Source organism: Deinococcus radiodurans R1 = ATCC 13939 = DSM 20539, from assembly GCF_000008565.1.
Classification (GTDB): Bacteria; Deinococcota; Deinococci; order Deinococcales; family Deinococcaceae; genus Deinococcus; species Deinococcus radiodurans.
This window is the reverse complement of sequence record NC_001263.1, coordinates 1,426,720-1,442,765: the sequence shown is the minus strand read 5'-3', so window position 1 is coordinate 1,442,765 and position 16,046 is coordinate 1,426,720. Positions and strand designations below refer to the sequence as shown.

15 protein-coding genes are annotated in these 16,046 nt (G+C 66.3%); 4 read left to right on the top strand and 11 right to left on the bottom strand.

The features are described from left to right. The first annotated feature begins 18 nt into the window (after nucleotides 1–18). The 4 genes from DR_RS07380 (at nucleotide 19) to DR_RS07365 (ending at nucleotide 4,089) form a co-directional block, all read left to right on the top strand. Entirely contained in the window at nucleotides 19–546 is a 528-nt protein-coding gene (locus DR_RS07380) for a heme-binding domain-containing protein (RefSeq protein WP_010888078.1), read from the top strand. Nucleotides 547–870: 324 nt separating this feature from the next. Then, a complete protein-coding gene (locus tag DR_RS07375) occupies nucleotides 871–2,133 on the top strand; it encodes an ABC transporter substrate-binding protein (RefSeq protein ID WP_010888077.1) in 1,263 nt (420 codons plus the stop codon). Nucleotides 2,134–2,250: 117 nt separating this feature from the next. Then, on the top strand, nucleotides 2,251–3,228 hold the full coding sequence (locus DR_RS07370) for a carbohydrate ABC transporter permease (RefSeq protein WP_051618829.1): 978 nt from the start codon (nucleotides 2,251–2,253) through the stop codon (nucleotides 3,226–3,228). Nucleotides 3,229–3,237: 9 nt separating this feature from the next. After that, complete coding sequence (locus DR_RS07365; RefSeq protein WP_010888075.1) at nucleotides 3,238–4,089, top strand: carbohydrate ABC transporter permease; 852 nt, start codon at nucleotides 3,238–3,240, stop codon at nucleotides 4,087–4,089. A 76-nt stretch (nucleotides 4,090–4,165) separates the two neighbouring features. On the opposite strand, the gene DR_RS07360 is transcribed toward DR_RS07365, so the two are convergent. The 11 genes from DR_RS07360 to DR_RS07310 form a co-directional block, all read right to left on the bottom strand. Further along, nucleotides 4,166–5,569: a YvcK family protein gene (locus DR_RS07360; protein WP_010888074.1), complete on the bottom strand. Its 1,404-nt coding sequence runs from the start codon at nucleotides 5,567–5,569 to the stop codon at nucleotides 4,166–4,168. After that, nucleotides 5,566–6,417 carry an RNase adapter RapZ gene (gene rapZ / locus DR_RS07355; protein ID WP_010888073.1) on the bottom strand — a complete coding sequence of 284 codons (852 nt, stop codon included), beginning with the start codon at nucleotides 6,415–6,417 and terminating at the stop codon, nucleotides 5,566–5,568. Before rapZ ends, DR_RS07360 begins: the two co-directional genes overlap by 4 nt. Before the next feature lie 391 nt (nucleotides 6,418–6,808). After that, nucleotides 6,809–8,854: a methionine--tRNA ligase gene (gene metG, locus DR_RS07345; protein WP_010888072.1), complete on the bottom strand. Its 2,046-nt coding sequence runs from the start codon at nucleotides 8,852–8,854 to the stop codon at nucleotides 6,809–6,811. Between the two features lie 403 nt (nucleotides 8,855–9,257). Further along, the gene (locus tag DR_RS07340; RefSeq protein WP_010888071.1) at nucleotides 9,258–9,527 is read right to left on the bottom strand and encodes a hypothetical protein; all 270 of its coding nucleotides are present in this window, start codon (nucleotides 9,525–9,527) and stop codon (nucleotides 9,258–9,260) included. 44 nt (nucleotides 9,528–9,571) lie between these two features. Next, a complete protein-coding gene (gene purD / locus DR_RS07335) occupies nucleotides 9,572–10,819 on the bottom strand; it encodes a phosphoribosylamine--glycine ligase (protein ID WP_027480053.1) in 1,248 nt (415 codons plus the stop codon). A gap of 264 nt (nucleotides 10,820–11,083) precedes the next feature. After that, nucleotides 11,084–11,998: an MBL fold metallo-hydrolase gene (locus DR_RS07330; RefSeq protein ID WP_010888069.1), complete on the bottom strand. Its 915-nt coding sequence runs from the start codon at nucleotides 11,996–11,998 to the stop codon at nucleotides 11,084–11,086. Nucleotides 11,999–12,032: 34 nt separating this feature from the next. Further along, nucleotides 12,033–12,206: a hypothetical protein gene (locus DR_RS16405; RefSeq protein WP_034350455.1), complete on the bottom strand. Its 174-nt coding sequence runs from the start codon at nucleotides 12,204–12,206 to the stop codon at nucleotides 12,033–12,035. 54 nt (nucleotides 12,207–12,260) lie between these two features. Continuing rightward, entirely contained in the window at nucleotides 12,261–13,442 is a 1,182-nt protein-coding gene (locus tag DR_RS07325; RefSeq protein WP_027480052.1) for an acetyl-CoA C-acyltransferase, read from the bottom strand. 211 nt (nucleotides 13,443–13,653) lie between these two features. Next, nucleotides 13,654–14,442, bottom strand: a complete 789-nt coding sequence (lepB, locus tag DR_RS07320; protein WP_034350452.1) for a signal peptidase I — start codon at nucleotides 14,440–14,442, stop codon at nucleotides 13,654–13,656. Between the two features lie 60 nt (nucleotides 14,443–14,502). Beyond that, on the bottom strand, nucleotides 14,503–15,306 hold the full coding sequence (gene trpC, locus DR_RS07315) for an indole-3-glycerol phosphate synthase TrpC (protein ID WP_010888065.1): 804 nt from the start codon (nucleotides 15,304–15,306) through the stop codon (nucleotides 14,503–14,505). A gap of 43 nt (nucleotides 15,307–15,349) precedes the next feature. Continuing rightward, the gene (locus DR_RS07310; protein WP_227085930.1) at nucleotides 15,350–16,030 is read right to left on the bottom strand and encodes a DUF2259 domain-containing protein; all 681 of its coding nucleotides are present in this window, start codon (nucleotides 16,028–16,030) and stop codon (nucleotides 15,350–15,352) included. Between the last annotated feature and the right edge of the window lie 16 nt (nucleotides 16,031–16,046).

The window sequence follows — 16,046 nt, the reverse complement described above, 5'->3', positions numbered from 1 at the left end:
TTCGCCTAGGAGACCAAGATGACCCGACAAACGACCGAAACGACCACCGTGACCCGCCGCCCCGCACCCCGCCACCTGTTCGTGCGGCTGCTGACGGGCCTCATCGGCCTCTTCGTACTCGCGCAGCTCGTGCCGTATGGCCGCGCCCACGCCAACCCGCCCGTGCAGGCTGAGCCGCAGTGGGACAGCCCGCAAACCAAGGCCCTGTTCGACCGCGCCTGCGCCGACTGCCACTCCAACCGCACGACCTGGCCCTGGTACTCCAACGTCGCCCCGGTATCCTGGCTGGTCCAAAACCATGTGGATGAGGGCCGCAGCAAGTTCAACGTGAACGTGCCCGGCTTTGGCCGCGAAGCCGACGAGGCCGCCGATCAGGTCCGCAAGGGCAAGATGCCCGAAAAAACTTACTTGCCCATGCACCCCGAAGCCCGGCTGACCGCCGCCGAGCGTGACCAGCTCGTGCGGGGTCTCGCCGCGACCTTCGGCGGCGAAGGCGGAGGCGAGAAAGGCGGCGAACAGGGTGGGGGAGACGGCGACCACGACTGAGTGAAGGCTGCTTTGGGCCAGGGCATCTGCGAGACAGCGGGCGCCCTGGGTTTTTTATTGTTCTGCTTGGGCTGCTCACTCCCGCCTACATGAGAAGTTGACACTCCACATGTTTTGCGTCCTCTTGGGCTGGGCAAACTGAAACGTTTCAGACACGCTGTTGACGATAATTTCCCGTACTGGACGCTGCTTTTCGCGCTGACGGAGAATTGACACCCCCGTGCGGGGAGGTGTAGCCTGCGGCCATCACAGATTTTTTATTGGGTTGGAACCGCTTCCGCTTGCTGGTGTGCGGCTGATTCGGCGCTGCCCTCAAGGAGAAAGATGAAAAAGTTTGCTGCCGTTCTCGGATTGACTGTCGCCTTCGCTGCCGCTTCACAGGCCCACGCCGTCACCCTGACCTTCGCCTGCGACTCGGTGGGGCAGGGCTTCGACGAGTGCAAAAAAGGCGCCGACGCCTGGGCCAAAAAGACGGGCAACACCGTCAAGCTCGTTCAGGTGCCCAAGGAATCGGACGCCCGCCTGGCCTTGTACCAGCAGCAGCTCGGCGCCAAGGCGTCCGACGTGGACGTGTACATGATCGATGTGGTGTGGCCCGGCCTGATCGGTCAGCACCTGATGGACCTGAGCAAGTCCATTCCCGCCGCCGAGGTCAAAGCGCACTTCCCGGCCATCGTGCAGAACAACACCGTGGGCGGCAAGCTGATCGCCATGCCCTGGTTTACCGACGCGGGCGTGCTGTACTACCGCACCGACCTGCTGAAAAAGTACGGTTATAATGCGCCCCCCAAGACCTGGAACGAGCTGGCGACCATGGCCCAGAAAATCCAGGCGGGCGAGCGCAAGAGCAACCCCAAGTTCGTGGGCTACGTCTTCCAGGGCAAGAACTACGAGGGCCTGACCTGTGACGCGCTCGAATGGATCAGCTCCTTCGGCGGCGGCTCCATCGTGGACCCCAGCGGCAAAATCACCGTCAACAACCCCAAGGCCGTGCAGGCGCTTCAGGCGATTCAGGGCCTGATCGGCACCGCCGCTCCCGCCGCCGTGACCACCTATGGCGAGGAAGAAGCCCGCAACGTGTGGCAGGCGGGCAACTCGGCCTTCATGCGCAACTGGCCCTACGCCTACGCGGCGGGTCAAAAGGAGGGCAGCCCGATTGCTGGGAAAATCGGCGTGGCGGCGCTGCCCGCTGGCCCCGGGGGCAAGCCCGCGGCGACGCTCGGCGGCTGGCAGCTCGCGGTCAACGCCTACTCCAAGAACCCGAAGGAAGCCGCCGACCTCGTGCGTTACCTGACCGGCGCGCAGGAGCAAAAGCGCCGCGCGGTGCAGGCGAGCTACAACCCCACCATCGCCACGCTCTACAAGGACAAGGACGTGCTCAAGGCCGTGCCCTTCTTCGGTAGCCTCTACGACGTGTTCACCAATGCGGTCGCCCGCCCCGCCACCGTGACCGGCAGCAAGTACAACCAGGTGAGTGACGCCTTCTCCAGCGCCGTCTACAGCGTGCTGACGAAAAAGAGCGCCCCTGGCCCCGCCCTCAAGACCCTGGAAGGCCAGCTCGCCCGCATCAAGGGCCGCGGCTGGTAATTCCGGCGGCGGCGCCAGGCCCCTGACCTGCGCCCGCTCCCCTGAGCGCCCACCCCGGCCCCCACGCGGCGGTGGGCGCTTTTTTCGCGCCTCAGCCTGACTCCCAGAGGTTTGTTCATGACCGCGATCCCCCCGGAACTTCAGCCGCCCACGCCGACCCAGCCGCCCGCCCCGACCGCGCCCGTGCGGATGAAAGGGTTAGAAAAAACCCGCTCGCGCACCGCCGTGCTGATGCTCATTCCCATGCTGCTGGTGCTCGCCGCCGTCGCCGGCTACCCGCTGCTGCGGACCATCTACCTGTCGTTTACCGACTACAACTTTCTGAACGACCCGGCCCCCAAGTGGATCGGTCTGCAAAACTACTGGTTCACCACCGAAGAGGGCGTGGGCCTGGGCCTGCTGCAAACCCCCGAGTGGTGGCAGTCGGTCTGGAACACTGTCAAGTTCACGCTGCTGAGCGTGTCGCTCGAAACGCTGCTGGGGCTGGCCTTCGCGCTCGTCATCAACTCCAATTTCAAGGGCAAGGGCCTGATGCGCACCGCCATTCTGGTGCCCTGGGCGATTCCCACCGTCGTCTCGGCGCAGATGTGGAACTGGATGTACAACGATTCGTTCGGCATCATCAGCCAGTGGGGCCAGAGCCTCGGCTTTTTGAAGACGGGCGAGTCGTTTCTGAGTAATCCCGACACGGCGCTCGGCGCTCTGGTGGCGGTCGACGTGTGGAAAACCACGCCGTTCATGGCGCTGCTGCTGCTCGCGGGGCTGCAAACCATTCCGGGCGACATGTACGAAGCCGCCGATGTGGACGGGGCTTCGGCCTGGACCAAATTCTGGCGGCTGACACTGCCGCTCCTGACCCCGGCGCTGCTCGTCGCGCTGATTTTCCGCACGCTCGACTCGCTGCGGGTCTTCGACATGCCTTATATCGTCAAGGGCAACGCCCCCGAGACCATGACCATGAGCATCTACGCCCGTCAGGAGCTGATCGCCAACTCGCAGTTCGGTTTCGGCAGCGCCGTCAGCGTGCTGATTTTCCTGATCATCATGGTCTTTACCGCCATCTACGTGACCAGCCTGCGCGTCAAATTCGACTGAGGGGGTGCCATGAATTCCAAGAGTCCTGCGGTCCGTGCCCTCTCCTGGGGCGTGTTCTGGGTGGTCGTCGCCACCGTACTGTTCTATGTGCTCTTTCCCTTCTACTGGGCGATCAAGACCAGCCTGACGGGTTCGGGCGAGCTGTCGCGTGAGGCGCTGCTCTGGTGGCCCACCCATCCCAGCCTGAAAAACTTTACCGAAGTGCTGACCAACGGCGGCTTCCTGCGTAACCTGCTCAACTCGGTGGTCGTGGCGACAGGCACGGTGCTGCTGAGCCTGCTGCTGTCGGTGCTCGCGGCCTACGCGCTCGGCAAGTTCCGCTTCAAGGGCAAGTCGGTGCTGATGTACATCATCCTGGCGGTCAGCGTGTTTCCACAGATCGCGGTGCTTTCGGGCCTCTACACCATGGTCAAGGGCTTTGGCCTCTACAATACCTGGTGGGGCCTGATCCTGAGCTACATGATCTTTACGCTGCCTTTTACCGTCTGGACGCTGACCAGCTTCGTGCGCGAGATTCCCACCGAGCTGGAGGAAGCCGCCTACGTGGACGGCGCCACGCCGATGCAGACGCTCTTTCAGGTGCTGCTCCCGGTGATGACCCCGGCGCTGGTCACGACTGGTCTGCTCGCCTTCATCAACGCCTGGAACGAGTACCTGTTCGCGCTGACGTTTACCTCCGACAACGCGGCGAGCACGGTGCCCGTCGCCATCGCCAACTTCTCGGGCGCCACGCAGTACGAAACTCCCTTCGGCCTGACGATGGCCGCCAGCGTCATCGTAACGGTGCCGCTGCTGCTGCTGGTGCTGGTGTTCCAGCGCAACATCGTGAGCGGCCTGACGGCGGGGGCGGTCAAGGGCTAAACCCCGAGTTTTTTTGCTCGCCATGTCGGACGTGTTCCGGCATGGTTTTTTATTTAGTGATGACCGACGCGCCGGGTCAGTCCCGCTGTCCCGGCAGGCTAAAGCGGCGGGGCGGGCCGTCCCACAGTTGCATCAGGGCGGCGGCCAGTTTCTGGGGGTCGTGGCGGGCGGTGCCGGCCTGAATGAGGGGGGCAAAGCGGACACGGCCCCGCAGGTCGCGTCCGGCGCCGTCCAGGGTCAGCACGGTTGCGCCTTCCTGCTGGTAGCGGCGCTGCACGGCAGGCTCGATCTTGCTGTTGCTCAGCAGCACCCAGTCGGGCGTGCGGCCCAGGTGACGGGTGATGGCGTTCACGTGGTCGCTCAGGCTCAGGCCGTCGGTTTCGCCGGGCTCGGTCATCAGCGAGGCGACGTAGACGACAGGCGCCGGGGACTCGCGCACGGCGCGGGCGATGTCGGGAATGAGCAGAGCAGGGATGATGGACGTGAAGAGGCTGCCCGGCCCCAGCACGATCATTTCGGCGTCGCGCACCGCTTCGAGCACCTGCGTGAGCGCCGATGGGTTCTCGGGCTCCAGCCGCACCCGCTCGATGCGCGAGGGCCGAATCTGCTCGGCAAAACGACTCTCCCCGCGAATGGTGCGCCCGTCGGCGAGTTCGGCCACCAGCGTGACTGGGCGGGTGGTCGCCGGGTAGACCCGCCCGCGCACCTTGAGAATCTCGTGGATGTCCTGCATGGCGGTGCCCAGGCCGCCGCGCTCCTCGCTGAGGGTCGCCAGCAACAGGTTGCCGAAGGTGTGCCCCTCCAGCCCCTCCCCGCGCCCGAAACGGTGCAGCAGCAGCCGGGCGAGCGCCGGGCTCTCGGAGAGCGCCGCGTAGCAGTCGGTGAGGTCGCCGGGCGCCACCATGTCGAGCGCCTCGCGCAGCCGCCCCGACGAGCCGCCGTCGTCGGCCACCGTGACCACCGCCGTGATGTTGCTGCTGTGGGTCTTGAGGCCGGTCAGCAGGTTGGACAGCCCGGTGCCGCCGCCCACCGTGACCACCCGCATCCCCCGCGAAAGCGTTTTGCGCTCGTAGAGCACGTTCACCGCCGTTTCGGGCGCGGTGCCGGTGCCGCGCAGCATGGCCCGGCTGATCATGGTAATCGAGTACAGGGCGCCCGCCAGTGCCAGCGCCATCACCACCATCCCGACGGCGTAGAGCGGGAACACCCCCGGCTCGGCGAATTGGTTGAGCCACAAAATCCACTTGGTCGCCAGCGGGTGCAGCGGCCCGGTCCAGGTGAAATGCAAAAAGGCCACCGCGCCCACGAACGTGCAGACGACGAAAAGGAAAATCCAGCGTTTGACCCCCAGCCCCGGCTCCAGCCACATCCGCGCGCGGCGGGCCCGGCGGACGAGGGGCCGGGTGGGCTCGGTTTGGGCAGAGTCGGTCCGGTCCGGCGGTGCAGAGCGGTCGGGTGGCGGGGCCGGCGGCGCGCTCACGTGGGTTCGCCACCCTCGCGCATGTCGCGGTGGTCCATCAGCTCGGTTTCGATGCTGCTGGCCTGCAACTCGCGCAGCAGCCGCTCGGCCACCGCCACGCTGCGGTGCTGACCGCCCGTGCAGCCGATGCCTACCGTGTAGCTGTGGCGCCCGCTGGCCCGCGCCCGCTCGGCGGCGGTCTGCACGAAGTGGCGCAACTCGCCGTAGAACTGCTCGGCCTCGGCGTCGCGGAACACGTAGGCCGCCACGTCCGGCTGCCGGCCCGACTTGCTCCGCAATGTCTCGTCGTAATACGGATTGGGCAGAGAACGCACGTCGAGCACCAGGTCGGCGTCGCGCGGCGGCGCGTGCTTGAAGCCGAAGCTCAGCAGCCGCAGCGTGAAGGCGTGTTCAAGGCGGAACAGGTGCATGACCCGCTGCGAAAGCTGCGCGGCGCTCAGGTCCGTGGTGTCGATCACCGTGTCGGCAATCCCCCTTAGTGGAGCGAGCAACTCGCGCTCGCGGGCGAAATCCACCATCAGCGTTTCCCCAAGTGGGTGCTCGCGGCGGCTGAGGTTGTACCGCCCCAGCAATACCTCGGCATTGGCTTCCAGAAACAGTACCCGCAGGTCCTCGCGCCGCCGCGACAGCCGGACGTAACTCGGTTCGAGCGCCGCCAGAAACTCGCGGGTGCGGGTGTCTGTGCTGACCGCCACATTCTCGATGCCCCGCGCCGTCACGAGGTCGTGCATGGCGTTCCACAGCTCGGGCGGAAGGTTGTCGGTGATGAAAAACCCCGCGTCTTCCAGGGTCCGCAGCGCCGTGCTTTTGCCGCTGCCCGAGAGGCCGGAGACGATGACGAAAGGCATGGGGGTAGTGTAGAGGACGAATTCCGCTTGAGGCGGTGCCGTTTCGCCTTAGAGCATTTGACAAAAAGATGGCACAGCTTTTTGGCGAGCGGACTGGGACAGCTCGAAGAGAGCGAGTGCAAAACACGGAGCAGAACGGACTTGCAAAGCTTCGAAGCAGAGAATGGAGCGGATGGCGGTGTTGTTCCGCCGCACGCGTAATTCGGAGAACTGCTCTAGGCTGAGCGGATGCGAGTGGGAAAGGAATGGGAGGGCACGCAATGGAGCCGCAAGCAGCGCTTTTCTGATGGTGGCGCAGTGGAGCGCCCTCCCGCTGAAGGTTGCTGGTGGATAGAAAAAAGCCCCAGCTCGCGCCAGGGCTCCTTCTCCGTCAACTCTTACCTATCAACCATCAACGAACTTTGGTCCCGCTCGGCAGGTCCAGCTCGGTTCCCACCAGGTCGAGGTTCCCGGCGTCGTCCTCCGCTGCCAGAATCATGCCCTGCGACTCGATGCCGCGCAGCTTGGCGGGCTTGAGATTGGCGACCAGCACGACCTTGCGGCCCACCAGCGCTTCGGGTTCGTACCACTTGCGGATGCCGCTGACCACCGTGCGCGTCTCGTCGCCGAGCTTGACGGTCAGCTTGAGCAGCTTGTCGGCCTTTTCCACCGCTTCACAGGCCACGACTTCGGCGATTCGCAGGTCGATCTTGGCGAAGTCGTCGATCGAAATCAGGCCGTCGTTCTGGGCAGGGGCGGCAGCTTCGGGCTTCTGTTCGGTGGTCTTGGCGGGAGCAGTGTCGGTCACGGTCTTTTTCTCTTTCTTGGCTTGGGGCTTGGGGGGCTTGGCCTCGGCGTTTTTCGTTTCGTCCGCCTTCGGCTCGGGCTTGGGAAACAGGATGGCGCCGCCCTGCACGCGGGTGCCGGCGGGGGTCAGGCCCCAAGCGGCTTGCAGGGGGTAGCCTTGGCGGCCCAGGCCGAGCTGCTCGCGCAGTTCCTTCGCCTTGGTCGGAATCACGGCTTCGAGCGCCACACTCGCTACGCGCAGCCCCTCGGCGGCGGTGTAGAGCACGGTGTCGAGGCGGCCCTGCGTCTCCGGCGACTTGGCGAGGGTCCAGGGCGTGGACTCGGCGATGTAGCGGTTGAGGTCGCGCACGAAGCTCATCGCGGCGTCGATCGCCATATTGATTTTCAGTTCGTCCACCAGCCGCAGCACTTCGTCTGGGAGGGCGCGCGCCGCCGCCTCAATCTCGCGTTCGCGGTCGGTCGGCTCGGTCGCTGCCGGAATCACGCCGCCTCTGTACTTCTGAATCATGCTCACGGTGCGCGAAAGCAGGTTGCCGAGGTCGTTGGCGAGGTCCGAGTTCAGGCGGCTAACCAGTACGCCCTCACCGAAGGGACTGTCGGCCCCCAGCGACGCCTCGCGCAGCAGCGCATACCGAATGGCGTCCACCGGCCACGCGGCAACCAGTTCTTCGGGGTCAATCGCGTTGCCCAGGCTCTTGCCCATCTTGCGCCCGTCCTCGGCGAGGATGTGGCTGTGCACCACCAAGCGGCGGTAGAGCGGCAGCCCGGCGGCGCGCAGCATGGTCGGCCAGAACACCGCGTGCGGCTTGAGGATGTCCTTGCCGATGACGTGCCACGCCTTGCCGCTCATGCTGGCGTCCTGCCCCTGGCTCACCAGCGGCGTCAGGTAGCTCAGCAGCGCATCGAACCACACGTAGGTCACGTGGTCGGTGTCCCAGGGCAGCTCGATGCCCCACGGCACCCGCGCCTTGGGGCGGCTGATGCTCAGTGGGCCGATGTCCTCTTTCAGCATCTCCAGCACCTCGTTGCGGTAGCCGGCGGGCTGAATCAGGTCGGGGTTTTGCTGCAAGGTCTCCAGCAGCCAGGGCTGGTACTTCTGCATGTTGAAGAAGTAGTTGGCCTCGCGCCGCAGCTCGGGCGGGTCCTTGTCGCCGGGGAAGCGCCGCACGCCGTCGGGGCCTTCCACCAGTTCCTTCTCGGTCACGTAGCGCTCGGCGCCCACCGAGTAGAGGCCCTCATACTCGGCAAAGTAGATGTCGCCCGCATCGTAGACCCGCTGAAGCACGTCCTGCACATATTTCTTGTGCTTGGCCGAGGTGGTGCGGATAAAAAAGTCGTAGCTGATGCCGAGCTTTTTCCACAGGCCCTGAAAGGCCCGCTCCGAGAGGTCGTCCACCAGCTCCTGCGGGGTCACGCCCCCTTTGGCCGCCGCCTTGCTGATTTTTTCGCCGTGCTCGTCGGTGCCCATCACAAACGTCACGTCGCGCCCGGCGAGGCGCTGGTAACGGGCAATCGCGTCGGCCAGAATCTTTTCGTAGACGTGCCCGATGTGCGGGGTGCCGTTGGCATAGTCGATGGCGGCGGTGATGAAAAACTCACGGTCCCGGGTCTCGGGGGACTGGGCCTCAGGGTGCTGGGGGGGATTTTGCACGGTTCACTCTCCTGCGTGCGGCGCGTACCCTGATGAGAGGCAGGCCGCACCAACCTTGTCAGCATAAACGAAAATGGCCACGAAAAAGGGCAACCCCCACAGGCTGCCCGTCTCCCCCGCGTCTTTTCAGCGGCGCGGGGGCAATGGCATGGGCCGGGCGCGGTGGGGGGTCATGGGGTCAGTATAAGGGCGGAGGACAGCGTGGGAAATAGCGCAATTGACGTAAATAAGTGTTTTTGACCCTCGCCACTGGTGGGCCTCGGAGAGCTGTGCCGCAGAGAGGGTCTGCCGCAGGCAGGGATGAGGTAGCTCTCAGACCAGACGGCAGAAAGGTCTCTTCCCACCCATTCAAAACAGCAAAAAAGCGCGGCCCACTCCCCGCGCCTTTTCACCCTCCCGCCGCTCAGGCGTTCTCAGTTTCGCCGTCCGACACCGACTGCGCCCGCCCATCATCGGCCCCGCTGCCGGGTTCGACCAGGGCGCCGGGGTTCACAGCGACCGCTGGTGTGCCGGTCTGGTTGGCATTGGGCACGGCGGGCACGACCAGCATTTCGGCGTTTTCCTGCTCGCGCCGTGCTTCACCTTCCACCGGCGAGTTGACGAGGTTGCCGCTTTCCCGCTGCACCTGTTCCACGCTCTTGCCCAGGGGTTCATCACCATATCGGTTGGTCATGCCCCAGTGTGGCGGGCGGGGTCCGTCTGGGGATGAGGTTTCCTTTAGTTCGGCTTGCCCCCCAACCCGATGCGGAAACCGATATCGCGGCGCAACTGCGCCCCCACGAAGCCGATGCAGTCGGCCAGCGCGTAGGCCCGGCTCAGCGCGTCCTCGCGGCTTTCGCCCAGGCCAGTCACGGCCAGCACGCGCCCGCCGCTGCTGACCAGTTGGCCGTCCCGCTCGGTGGTTCCGGCGTGAAACACCTTCGCTTCGGGCGAGTCGGCGGGAATATCCAGCACAATGCCCTTGCGCGGCTCGGCAGGGTAACCGGGCGCGGCAAGGATGACCACTGCACTCGCGCCGTCGCGGAAGCGCACCTGGGCTGGGTCGAGCTGGCCCCGCGCCGCGTCGAGTGCGTGCTGCGCAAGGTCCGATTCCAGCAGTGGCAGCACCGCCTCGGCCTCCGGGTCACCAAAACGGGCGTTGAACTCCACCACTTTCGGCCCCTGCGGCGTCAGCATCAGGCCCGCGTACAGCACGCCACGAAAGGGAATCCCCTCGGCCCGCATCCCCGCCAGCGTCTTTTCCACGATGTCGCGGCGGATAATATTCAGTTGCTCCTCGCCCACCGGAAAGGGGCAGATGACGCCCATCCCGCCGGTCATCGGGCCGGTGTCGCCTTCGTAGATGGTCTTGTGGTCCTGTGAGGGCGGTGTCAACGCGTACCGCTTGCCGTCGGTCAGCGCCAAGATGCTGACTTCCTGTCCGGTCATGAAATCCTCGATGACCGCCTGGGCGCCAGTCTGGGTAAAAATCTCGCGCAGGGCGGCCTCGGCCTCGGCGACGCTGTGCGCAATGGTCACGCCCTTGCCCGCCTTGAGGCCCGCGTCCTTCACCACGATGGGCGGGGTCTGGGTCGCCGCGTGACTCAGCGCTGCGTCCAGAGTGTCAAACGAGCGGTGCTGGGCGGTGGGAATCCCGTGCCGCACCATAAATGCCTTACTCCACGCCTTGTCACCTTCCAGTCGGCTCGCTGCTTGTGATGGGCCAAAAGCGGGCACGCCCCTACGCTCGCATTCGTCCACCACGCCCGCTGCGAGGTAAGCCTCGGGGCCGACAATCACCACGTCTGCGCCTTCACGGACTGCCAGGTCCGCCAGGGTGGGCGCGTCCTGCGGCGAGGCGAGCAGCCGGGCCTGCGCCGCGATGCCGGGATTGCCGGGGGTACACAGCACCTCATGACCCGCGCGAGCACAGGCGTCCACGATGGCGTGCTCGCGCCCGCCGCTTCCGATGACCAGAACTTTCATCGGGGTTGATTGTACGGGTCGGGAAACGGCTTGGCCGTTTGGGTGGGGAAGAGCTGGTCGGGGGTCACCCTCACCCCTTTGCTGAAGCAAAGACCCTCTCCCACACGGGGAGAGGGTCAACAACGTCACGTCTTGATGTCAAGTACTCTGGGACATTTGGCAAAAGAACTGCTTTGTGTTTTTGACCCTCTACCTTGATGGGACTCGAAGAGCTGCGCCGCAGAGAGGGCCTGCCGCAGGCAGGGGTGAGGGTATCTTTTTCTGTCAAGAACCAGGTGTACCTGACCGCGCTGCTTTCCGCGTCCAGTAACGCATCAGCCCTTGCACGCTCATCCACGGCGGGCAGGCGAACTCGTAGCGGGCGGGCAGGTCGGCGCCTTCTTGCCCGAGTTCGTCCAGCAGCCGCTCAGTGACTTCCGCCGAGATGGACTCGAAGCCGCGCCCCGCTTCCAGACCGTCGCGCACCCAGCCGGCGTCCAGGTCCATCTTCTCCAGCAGGCCGTCCCAGTGCCGCGCCTCATGCGGGTAGCTGCCGAAGTGCGCGAGGTGCAAAGTGCGGGCGTCGAGGTCGCGTAGGGTCGCCACGCTGTCGCGCCAGATTTCCAGGTCGATGTCTGGCGGCGGCGTCGGCGCCCGCGAGGTCTGGGCCGCCGCCAGACGCACGCCGCCCACGTCGCCCACGTACAGGTCGTCGCCCACCTGATAGGCGAGGTGGTGAACCGCGTGCCCCGGCGTGTACAGCGCCCGCACCTCCGCGTCGCCCGTGCGCCAGAACTCGCCGCCCGCCAGCACCTTCATGCGGTCGGGGTCGATGGGCCGCATCTCGCCCCATAGCCGGTCCATCTCGTCGCCGTAAATCTGCGTGGCACTCGCCACCAGCTTTTCCGGGCGGGCAAGGTGGGGGGCGCCGCGCTCGTGGACATACACCTTCGCCTTGGGCAGCCGCTCCAGCAGCGTGCCCGCCGCGCCCGCGTGGTCGAAGTGGATGTGAGTCAGCAGCAGGTGGCGCAGGTCGCGCAACTCGGCGCCGAACGCGTGCAGCCCTTCTTCCAGCGCGGGCAGGGTGGAGGTCGGCCCGGTGTCGACCACGGCGAGGCCGTCGCCGGTGTCGAAGACGTAGGACGCGATGACGCCGGGCGTGTCCTGAAAGTTCAGGTCAATGGTGTGGACCTCGGTCATAAGGCTCCTTTGAATGGGACGTACCCAGGCAGCGTCAGGCTTTGCCGAATGCCCTCGCCAGCGCCAGAATCGCCGCGCAGAGGTACTGCACCGCCGCGAAGGCCCGCAGGGTGCTCACGTTCGCCGCCGTTTTCAGCGGGCCGAGGGTGAGGTACAGGATGCCCGTAGCACTGAGCAGGATGAAGATGACGACGAACCACAAAAGCATGGGGGGAGGATAGCGGGTCGCTGCCCTCATCCTCCCCCGCAGGCTGCGAAAGGCTCAGAGCACTTCGAACAGGCCCGCCGCGCCCATGCCGCCGCCCACGCACATGGTCACGACGACGTGCTTGGCGCCCCGGCGCTGACCCTCAAGCAGGATGTGCCCGGTCAGGCGCGCGCCGCTCATGCCGTAAGGGTGCCCGATGGAAATGGCGCCGCCGTTCACGTTGAACTTCTCGGGGTCGATGCCGAGCTTGTCGCGGCAATACAGGGTCTGCACGGCGAAGGCTTCGTTCAGTTCCCAGAGGTCGATGTCGTCCACGCTCAGGCCGTGGCGCTTGAGCAGCTTGGGCACGGCAAGCACCGGGCCGATGCCCATCTCGTCGGGTTCACAGCCGGCGACCGCGAAGCCCTTGAAAACGCCGAGCGGTTGCAGGCCGCGTTCACGGGCCACGTCGCTGTTCATCACGACCACCGCCGCCGCGCCGTCGGAGAGCTGCGAGGCGTTGCCGGCGGTGATCACGCCGCCCTCGAACACCGGCTTGAGCTTGGCAAGGCCTTCGAGGGTGGTGTCGGGGCGGTTGCCCTCGTCGAGCTTACGGGTGACTTCCTGGGTCGAAATTTCGCCGGTCGCCTTATCCTGCACCTTCATGGTGGCAGTCATCGGCACGATTTCATGGTCGAACTTGCCGGCCTGCTGCGCGGCGGCGGTGCGCATCTGCGACTGGTAGCCGTACTCGTCCTGACGCTCGCGCGAGATGCCGTAGCGCTCGGCGACGACCTCGGCGGTCTGCAACATGCTCATGTAGATGTCGGGCTTGTGCTCCAGCAGCCACTCGCCGCGCAGGTGGAAGGTGTTGGCGTGCTCGTTCTGGGTGAGGCTGATGCTTTCCAGGCCGCCTGCCACGAACACGTCGCCTTGCCCGGCCATCACATGGTTGGCGGCGAGGGCGATGGTGTTCAGGCCGCTGGAGCAAAAGCGGTTGACGGTAACGCCGCTGACCGTAACCGGCAGCCCGGCGCGCAGCGCAATCTGGCGGGCGATGTTGCTGCCGGTCGCGCCTTCGGGGTTGCCGGCGCCCATGATCACGTCTTCGATGTCGGCGGGGTTCACGCCCGCGCGCTCGATGGCGTGCTTGACCGCGTGGGCGCCGAGGTCAGAGCCGTGGGTGTCGTTGAGAAAGCCCCGGTAGGCCTTGCCGATAGGGGTGCGGGCGGTGGAGACGATGACGGCTTCGGGCATAACAAGTCCTCCGGTTCCTAGGCGCACATAAAAGGGCCCCCAGGCAAAAGATAAAGATGGATAAACGAACGGCAGACAGTGTACCCGCCCGGCCCGCCGCGCGCCGCGTGTGCCGCCGGCCCGAATCTAGACGGGCCGGTAGACCAAAGAAAAAGCCGGCGCCGCAGCGCCAGCCGGACTCAAAAAAGCTCGGGGTCAGAAAAGCTTGGGGTCAGGGCGTCGTCGGGGCCGGCACCGCGCTGAAGCCGGGCGGGCGGTTCAGCACGCGCCAGTTCAGCTCGTTCTCGCCCGAGAGTTCGCCCGCCGTTTCGGCGGCGCAGTCGTACTTCAGGTTGCTCTTGCGCATGACCGGCCACACGACGGCGGCGGCGCGGCCCGCGATGTCCCGCAGCGGCACTGGGCCGAACATGCGCGAGTCTTCCGAGCCGTTGACCGTGCGGTTGTCGCCCATCACGAAGTAGGTGCCGGCGGGCACGGTGAATTCGGGCTGGTCGGGCATCACCCCGGCGCGGCCCGAGGTGGCCTGCGTGGCGAGGTCGCTTTGCGTGTCCCAGCACTCCTGCTGCTGCCAGTAGCCGGTCGTCCAGCTCGCGTCGAGCTTGGCGCCGTTGAGATAAACCTCGCCGCCGGAAATGCGAATCTTGTCGCCGGGCAGCCCGATCAGGCGCTTGATCAGGAAGGGCCGGTAGTTCCACAGGCCCAGAAACGAGCGGTTGAGGTTTTCGATTTTCTGGGCGGCCTGGGCGGGCGGTTTGAAAATCAGGATGTCGCCGCGTTTGAAGTTGCCCACGCCGGCCTTGTGCAGCCAAGTTTCGTACTTGGGCACGAAGACGCGCTCGCGGTTGCGCAGGCCCGGCAGCATGGAGTTGCCATCCACCCCCACCAGCGTCGCCACGAACTGCGTGATGACGACGGCGAACAAGATGGGTTCGAGCAGTTCCTTCCAGAGCTTTTGCAGCGTGCTGGGCGCGGGCTTCGCGGGGGTGTCGAGTCGAGTCATGCAGGGGAGAGGATACCCCACTGCTCATGAGAGCGGCGATGGGGGAGCAGGCCGCGCCGCTCAGCGGGCCAGCAGCGCCCGCGCCGCCCCGGCGAGGTCCCCACTGCCGGCGAGCGAAGTGCCCACCAGCACGGCGTCGGCAAGGCCGTAGACCTCACGCAGGTCGGCAGGAGCGCGGTAGCCGCTTTCCGCCACCAGCACCCCGCTGAAGCCAGCCGCGCGGGCACGCGCCATGAGATGGGGACTGACGCCGAGGTCAATCTTGAGGGTGGTCAGGTCGCGGTTGTTGATGCCCAGGATGCGCGGCCCGGCGGCAAGAGCGATATCGAGTTCGCGTTCGTCGTGGACTTCGACCAGGGCATCGAGACCGAGGTGCTCGGTCATCGCCAGAAACTCGGGCAGCCGCTCGCCCAAGACGCTGACCATCAGGAGCGCCGCGCCCGCGCCCCACTCGGCGGCCTCGCGCAGCATGGCGGGGTGAACGACGAAATCCTTGCGCAGCACCGGCACCTCACTCGCGGCGACCACCGCCCGCAGCGCCTCCGGGCTGCCGCCGAAGTGACGCGGCTCGGTCAGGCAACTGATGGCCGCCGCGCCGCCCTCGGCGTAGGCCCGCGCCGCCTGTGCCGGGTCGAGCGCCGCAATCGCGCCCTCGCTCGGACTCGCCTGCTTGACTTCGGCAATCAGCGCCAGGCGTGCGCCCCGGTCGTCGGGCGAMAGCCGCAACGCCTGCTCGAAACGGCGGTGGGGCGCTCTGGCCTCGCCCAGACTTGCGTCGGCATTGCGGTAATCCGCCTCCCGCTCCGTCACGATGCGGCCAAGGACGCCGGGCACCCGGCTGAGGTCAGGAGGAGAAAACGTCATCGGCCAAGTATAGGAAGCGCGCGCAGGCCGCCCACGCAGGCGCCTAGTGCAGCGTCGCCGCCACGAACACCGGCGTGGCCTCGGGACCTTCGAAGCCGGGGCCATACGCCCGCAGCGTCACCAGCACCCGGTTGCCGCTGAGGTCCACCCGGTCGAGCAGGTAGCGCGCCGCGCAGGGCACCGCGGGCGCACGCGGCGCGGCGATGACCTGTCCGTTCACGCTCAGATGAAAGGTGGCCGGTCCCTCGCCTTCCGGCAGTAGGCCAGGATAGGCGCAGGGCGCCGCCACGCGCTGCACCTTCAGGACGAAGGGCACCGGACGCGACCACAGAAACACCGGCTGGGTGCGGCTTTGTCCGCTTTGCAGGGCGTCGGTCCACTGGGGGAAGGTGGGCTGCGGCCCCAGATAGCGCGGGCGGTTGCTGCGGGCGGGATTGATGCCGGCGGCCTTGAGGCGGCTCGCCTGGGTCCGCAGCAATTGACCGAGCAGGGCGCTCGGCGTCACGCTGGTGTCCTCGCTGCGGCGGACCTGCTGAAAGAGGGTGCGGCCCGTGCCGGTGTCGAGCAGGTGCAGCGCCGCCTGTGGGAACCCGGAGCCGTCCTGCACGTAACCTGTCAGCACCAGCACCCGGCGGTTGTCCGCCGAAAAACTGACCTGCCGCACGGCGGGCCAGTTTCCGGCCCAGGCTGCGCTTCCGAGCAGCGCAGCGGTGACGGCAGACACGACTCCCCATCTCAAT